Genomic DNA, 5710 nt, shown 5'->3' on the forward strand with positions numbered 1-5710 from the left:
TGACCTGTCCCGCCGTCGCTGTACTGGTGAGTGCCGCCTAGCCCCCGAAGAGAGCCGAAGCCCTGGTGAGCGTCTGGAAAACGCCGTAGGCGAGGGGGACTCCTACGAGCGCCCAGACAGTTGCGATCCTTACTGCGGTCATTTCGTGCCTCCACGTGCTGGTTCTTTGCTTGCGCTGTTGACGGGTTCGTGGAATTTGGGATCCACGGGCTTTACCAGCAGGTTGGCCACGAAACCGATGATCAGCAGCCCCACCATGGTCAGGAGGGCCGGCTGGTAGGCGGCGGCGGTCAGCTCACCGGGGGTTCCCTGCGCGTCCAGGAAGCCGTTGATGATCAATGGTCCGGCAATGCCGGCCGCGGACCACGCGGTCAGCAGCCGCCCGTGGATGGCTCCCACCTGATAGGTCCCGAAAAGGTCCCTCAGGTATGCGGGGACGGTGGCGAAGCCTCCGCCGTAGAAAGAGATGATGAAGAAGGCCAGGACGACGAACAGCAGGGTGGTGCTCGCGCCGAACAGCGCCAGGATCGAGTACAGGACAGCACCTACACCGAGGTAGACCATGTAGATGCGCTTGCGGCCGATGATATCCGAGGTGGAGGACCACACGAAGCGGCCGCCCATGTTGGCGATCGACAGCAGCCCGACGAATCCACCGGCGACGGCGACCGTGACAGCAGTGGAGCCGTCGGCGCCGCGGAAGAAGTCCTGGATCATCGGGGAGGCCTGTTCGAGGATGCCGATGCCCGCGGTGACGTTGCAGAAGAGCACGATCCACACGAGCCAGAACTGCTTGGTCTTGATGGCGTTCTTCGCCGACACGTTGTCCGAGGTGACGAGCGCCTTGGACTTGAGCGTGGAGGGGTCGAACCCTTCGGGCTTCCAGTCGGCCGCCGGCACCTTGATGGTGAACGCGCCGAACAGCATGTACACCAGGTACACGGCTGCGAGTGTCAGGAAGAGCTTGCCCACCGAGTCACCGCTGGCTACCCAGCCCTCGGCGCTCGAATTCGGGTCGTAGAAACGCAGCAGCTGTGTGGACAGCGGACTCGCGATCAGCGCTCCACCGCCGAATCCCATGATGGCCATGCCGGTGGCGAGTCCCGGGCGGTCCGGGAACCATTTGATCAGCGTGGACACCGGGGAGATGTAGCCGATGCCGAGGCCGATGCCGCCGATGACTCCGTAGCCGAGGTAGACCAGCCACAGCTGGTTGGTGAAGATACCCATGGCGCCCACCACGAAGCCGGAGGTCCAGAACAGGGCGGAGGTGGCCATCGCCATCCGGGGGCCGTTCTTGTCCACCCAGGTGCCCATGACGGCGGCGGACAGCCCCAGCATCACGATGGCGATGGAGAAGATGATGCCGATCTGCGTCAGGCTCGCATCGAAGTGCTGCACCAACGCTGTCTTGTAGACGCTGGTCGCGTACGCCTGCCCGATGCACAGGTGCACCGCGAGAGCGGCCGGCGGAATGAGCCAGCGGTTGAATCCTGGGGGTGCGATGCTGTGGTCCCGGTCGAGCCAACTCATAAAAACTCCTTGTTACGTTGCAGCATGGATGGCTGCCCCCGAGCCATGGTTCATGAAGGCAATTATGGGGTGCGTCACACCCTGGAGGGAATTCGCAACGCCGGGCGGTAGCTCATGTGCGGTGAGCGGTAATGTGGTAGGAGCTTTTCATCAGCCTGCTTACTGAGTTTCGCTAGACTTCTCCAATGGCGACGACCGAGCATGCACCGGACACGAAACTCGAGCGCGGCATCACCGGCCCGCTGCTCTACCTGTTCATCCTCGGCGATGTGCTGGGCGCCGGCGTCTATGCACTGGTGGGGGTCATCTCGGCCGAAGTGGGGGGCGCCCTCTGGGTGCCCCTGATGGTGGCACTGGTCCTGGCGTTGTTGACCGCCGGGTCCTACGCCGAACTGGTCACGAAGTACCCGAAGGCGGGCGGTGCAGCGGTCTTCGCCGAGCGGGCCTTTCAAAAACCTTTCCTTTCGTTCCTCGTGGGATTCTGCATGCTCGCTGCGGGTGTCACCAGCGCCGCGGGCCTCGCGCTGGCTTTCACCGGTGATTACCTGGGTGCGTTCATCGACGTTCCGGCGGCGCCCGCAGCCCTGGTGTTCCTCCTCCTGATCGGACTCCTCAATGCACGCGGCATCAGGGAATCCGTGCGCAGCAATGTGGTGATGACTGTCATCGAGGTGTCCGGGCTCGTCCTCGTGATCGTCGTTGTCGGTTTCTTCCTCGCCGGAGGCGGCGGTGATGTCTCCCGCGTCACGGAATTCCCGGCAGGAGTGAGCCCGTCCGCCGCCGTGCTTGGCGCGTCGCTCATCGCGTACTACTCCTTCGTCGGTTTCGAGGTTTCGGCGAACGTGGCGGAGGAAGTCCGCGACGTGAGCCGCGTCTACCCCCGCGCCCTCTTCGGCGCCCTCCTGACGGCCGGCGTCGTCTACCTGCTGATCGGCCTCGCGTCCTCCGCGGCGATGCCGGCAGAGGACCTGGCGGGGTCGACATCGCCGCTGCTCGACGTCGTCGCGGCCACTGGAGCGGGCGTCCCGCCCTGGCTTTTCGGCCTGATCGCGCTGGTCGCGGTGGCCAACGGTGCGCTCCTGACGATGATCATGTCGAGCCGGATCACTTTCGGTATGGCCGAGCAGGGTCTTTTCCCCTCGGTTTTCGGCAGGGTCCTCCCCAATCGGCGGACCCCGTGGGTGGCGATCGTTGCAACAACGGTCGTGGCCATGGTCCTGACGCTCTCTGGGGACCTCGCCTCACTGGCTCAGACGGTGGTGCTCCTTCTCCTGTTCGTCTTCCTGAGTACCAACATCGCCGTCCTCGTGCTGCGCCGCGACAAGGTGGAGCACAAGCACTTCCGCATTCCTGCGGTGGTTCCCGTCCTCGCCGTCGCTTCCTGTGTCCTCCTCCTCACCCAGCAGGGAGGGGAGATCTGGCTTCGCACCGCTGTCCTGCTGGCCGTGGGACTCGTCCTGTATCTTCTCCAGAAGCTGGTGCGGAAACGGAGGAGCAACGGAACCGCTGCTCGAACCTAGAGCCGGGACGATCCTGTCACTGCCAGGCGTGGGAGGCCGGTTTGCGGGAACCGGGCAGCGAGTTGTTCCCGCGCCATTCGTGGATCCAGTCGGGTAGCACCAGGTCCGCCGGCGGCGCACCGAAAGCAGCGATGATCTCCTCGTTGCTCACCGAGCCGTTTTTCGAGACAAGACGGGTTGCGATGAAACCACGCGCGTAGATCTCGCCGTCGCTCACCATCCGCTGTTCGAAATAGACGGCCCGTTCGTCCATGCCGATGATGCGCGTCTCAATGGTGTACCGCTGGCCGAGCTGGAGCGACTTGCGGAAACTGATGGTCTCCCCCGCCGCCACCGGGCTCCAGCCTTCCGGCGCATGAGCTTCGGGACGCCGCTGCGGACCATCAGGTCGAAGCGGCCCAGATCCATCACCGAGAAGTACATGCCGTTGTTCAGGTGCAGCGCAATATCGATGTCCGTCGGAAGGACGCGTAGCGGTAACGAGGAACTCCCCCAGATACTGAGACCCGGACGCCTGCCCGAACGGAGAAGTTGGAGCAGGGTGCGGAGAATAAGATGCATCAACACATATTACTCAGCGGTAACATATGGCGGTCCGTAAAGCAGTGCCTAGACTCGGTGCATGAGACAGCCCTACCCCTACGCCCTTTCGTTCGGCCGTTACCGGGAACTGTTGTCCTCGGAATTTGCAGCGCTGGCCGCGTCGATCAATGGCACTCTCGTAACACCGGTGCCCTCCTGCCCCGGCTGGACCGGCGAGGACCTCGTGCGACACACCGCGATCGTTTATCTCCACAAGGCCGAAACCATCCGCACCGGATCGCGGCCGGGCAAGGGCTGGCCGCCCGTCAGTATCGGCAGCATGCCGCCCGATCAGCTCCTCGAGCACTGTTACCACCGTCTGATCGCGCAGTTCGACACCCATGCTCCCGAGGACGCCGCCGAGAGCTGGGTGCCGGATGACCAGACGGTCGGCTTCTGGATGCGGCGCCTCACGCATGAAACCGCTATGCACCGGTACGACCTCGAGCAGGCAGGAGACAGGCGGACCACCCCGTTCGATCAGGAGCTCGCCGTGGACGGCATCGACGAGGTGCTCTCGGTGATGCTGGGGCGGGGACGCGCCGACCCCGAGGCAAGCGGCGCCGTCGTTCGTGTGGAGAGCATGGGGCGTTCCTGGTCGGTGACCCTTGATCGTGCGGCCGCGCGCCTTGATCGAGCGTCGGCGCCCGGCGGCGCACCTGAGAGCGTCGCGACAATTTCGGGGGATCCGGAGGAGATCCTCCTCTGGCTCTGGGGGCGTGGCCCGCTTCCCTCCACCGCTGGGCCGGACGGAGCGATAGCCGAACTCCGCAGCCGCCTGGCCAAAACGCTTTGACCGTTTCCTCCCCACCAACCACGGAGTCCCATGACCCTGAAATTCGTGCCCACGGTCCAGTTGCGCAACGGTGCCGACCTTCCCCTGCTGGGATTGGGAACATGGCCGCTGAACGACGCCGAAGCAGCGGACACCGTTGCCACCGCCATCGACGCCGGTTACCGGCTCATCGACACGGCCGAGAACTACCGCAATGAGGCAGGCGTGGGCGAAGGCATCCACCGCTCCGGCATTGAGCGGGGCGAGCTGTTCCTCACCACGAAGTTCAACAGGAAATGGCACGGGCACGACGGCGTGCGGCAGGCCTTCCGCAACAGCAGCCGCCTGCTGGGCGTCGACTACATCGATCTGCTCCTGGTGCACTGGCCCAATCCGGACCATGGCCGCTACGTGGAGGCGGTGGAGGGCATCGCCGCGCTGGTCGATGAGGGACTGGTGCGGGCCGTGGGAACCTCGAACTTCAAGCCCTCCCATCTCCAGCGCGTCCTCGACGCCGGGGTGGTGCCCGAGGTCAACCAGATCCAGCTCGACCCCCGCCGTACACGGCAGGAAGTCCGCGCATTCCACGCCCGGCACTCGATAGTGACGGAGGCATGGAGCCCGCTCGGCCCGCGGAGTGATCTCCTCGAGACGCCCGTCATCACCGCGCTGGCCGAGCAATACGGGAAGTTCCCGGCGCAAATCGTGCTCCGCTGGCATGTGCAGCAGGGCGTCGTCGCCATTCCGAAGTCATCCCGTCCCGAGCGGCTCTCCCAGAACATCGATATCTTTGACTTCGAACTGACGCCGCAGGAGCTGGACAGCATCTCGGCGCTCGACACGGGCGGGTCCGAAATCACCGATTCGGACACTTTCGGCCACTGATACCGCTGCTTCGGCCGCAATCTCACCAAGGGGAACCGAATTGATCGAACTCGCCGTAATCTTTCTTGCGGGCTTCTGGGCCGGCATGATCAACGTCGTCGTCGGCTCGGGCACCCTGGTGACCTTCCCTGTGCTCCTGCTATTCGGCTACCCACCCATCGTGGCCAATATCTCGAACAATATCGGCCTTGTAGCCGGGGGCATCACCGGGTCGTGGGGCTACCGCCGCGAGATCGCTGCGAACAAGCGCCTGCTGCTGAAGCTGCTGCCGCTCTCCGCTGTCGGCGGCATCGCCGGGGCACTTCTGCTCCTCGTCCTCCCGGCCGAGGCCTTTCGGGCGATCGTGCCCATCCTGATCGTCATCGGACTCGTCATGGTGGCCGTCGCCCCCGCCGTCCAACGCCGCGCGGCGGCC

Annotated in this window: 6 protein-coding genes and 1 pseudogene; 4 read left to right on the forward strand and 3 right to left on the reverse strand. The window is 64.6% G+C overall.

The features are described 5' to 3' along the window. Window positions 1-37: 37 nt before the first annotated feature. Entirely contained in the window at window positions 38-142 is a 105-nt protein-coding gene (locus Y705_RS23665; RefSeq protein ID WP_444826183.1) for an MFS transporter small subunit, read from the reverse strand. Further along, window positions 139-1533: an OFA family MFS transporter gene (locus Y705_RS0110845; RefSeq protein WP_026532863.1), complete on the reverse strand. Its 1395-nt coding sequence runs from the start codon at window positions 1531-1533 to the stop codon at window positions 139-141. The genes Y705_RS23665 and Y705_RS0110845 overlap by 4 nt, the downstream gene beginning before the upstream one ends. A 185-nt stretch (window positions 1534-1718) precedes the next feature. Here Y705_RS0110845 and Y705_RS0110850 point away from each other — a divergent pair, with 185 nt between their 5' ends. Continuing rightward, window positions 1719-3053: an APC family permease gene (locus tag Y705_RS0110850; RefSeq protein ID WP_026532864.1), complete on the forward strand. Its 1335-nt coding sequence runs from the start codon at window positions 1719-1721 to the stop codon at window positions 3051-3053. Between the two features lie 16 nt (window positions 3054-3069). Here Y705_RS0110850 and Y705_RS0110855 read toward each other — a convergent pair. Beyond that, window positions 3070-3614, reverse strand: a pseudogene (locus Y705_RS0110855) (acyl-CoA thioesterase). Window positions 3615-3675: 61 nt separating this feature from the next. Here Y705_RS0110855 and Y705_RS0110860 point away from each other — a divergent pair. The 3 genes from Y705_RS0110860 to Y705_RS19240 all read left to right on the forward strand — a co-directional run. Next, a complete protein-coding gene (locus Y705_RS0110860; protein ID WP_026532865.1) occupies window positions 3676-4431 on the forward strand; it encodes a maleylpyruvate isomerase family mycothiol-dependent enzyme in 756 nt (251 codons plus the stop codon). Between the two features lie 30 nt (window positions 4432-4461). Continuing rightward, a complete protein-coding gene (locus tag Y705_RS0110865; RefSeq protein WP_026532866.1) occupies window positions 4462-5295 on the forward strand; it encodes an aldo/keto reductase in 834 nt (277 codons plus the stop codon). A gap of 40 nt (window positions 5296-5335) precedes the next feature. Then, the coding region (locus Y705_RS19240) for a sulfite exporter TauE/SafE family protein (RefSeq protein WP_275450807.1) at window positions 5336-5710 on the forward strand (375 nt) is incomplete at its 3' end.

This window comes from Arthrobacter sp. H41 (assembly GCF_000520535.1).
GTDB lineage: Bacteria > Actinomycetota > Actinomycetes > Actinomycetales > Micrococcaceae > Arthrobacter_D.

Coding starts and splice junctions, on each gene's coding strand:
- Y705_RS0110845 (WP_026532863.1), bottom strand. CDS start 1,533: ATGAGTTGGCTCGACCGGGACCACAGCATCGCACCCCCAGGATTCAAC.
- Y705_RS0110860 (WP_026532865.1), top strand. CDS start 3,676: ATGAGACAGCCCTACCCCTACGCCCTTTCGTTCGGCCGTTACCGGGAA.
- Y705_RS0110850 (WP_026532864.1), top strand. CDS start 1,719: ATGGCGACGACCGAGCATGCACCGGACACGAAACTCGAGCGCGGCATC.
- Y705_RS0110865 (WP_026532866.1), top strand. CDS start 4,462: ATGACCCTGAAATTCGTGCCCACGGTCCAGTTGCGCAACGGTGCCGAC.
- Y705_RS23665 (WP_444826183.1), bottom strand. CDS start 142: ATGACCGCAGTAAGGATCGCAACTGTCTGGGCGCTCGTAGGAGTCCCC.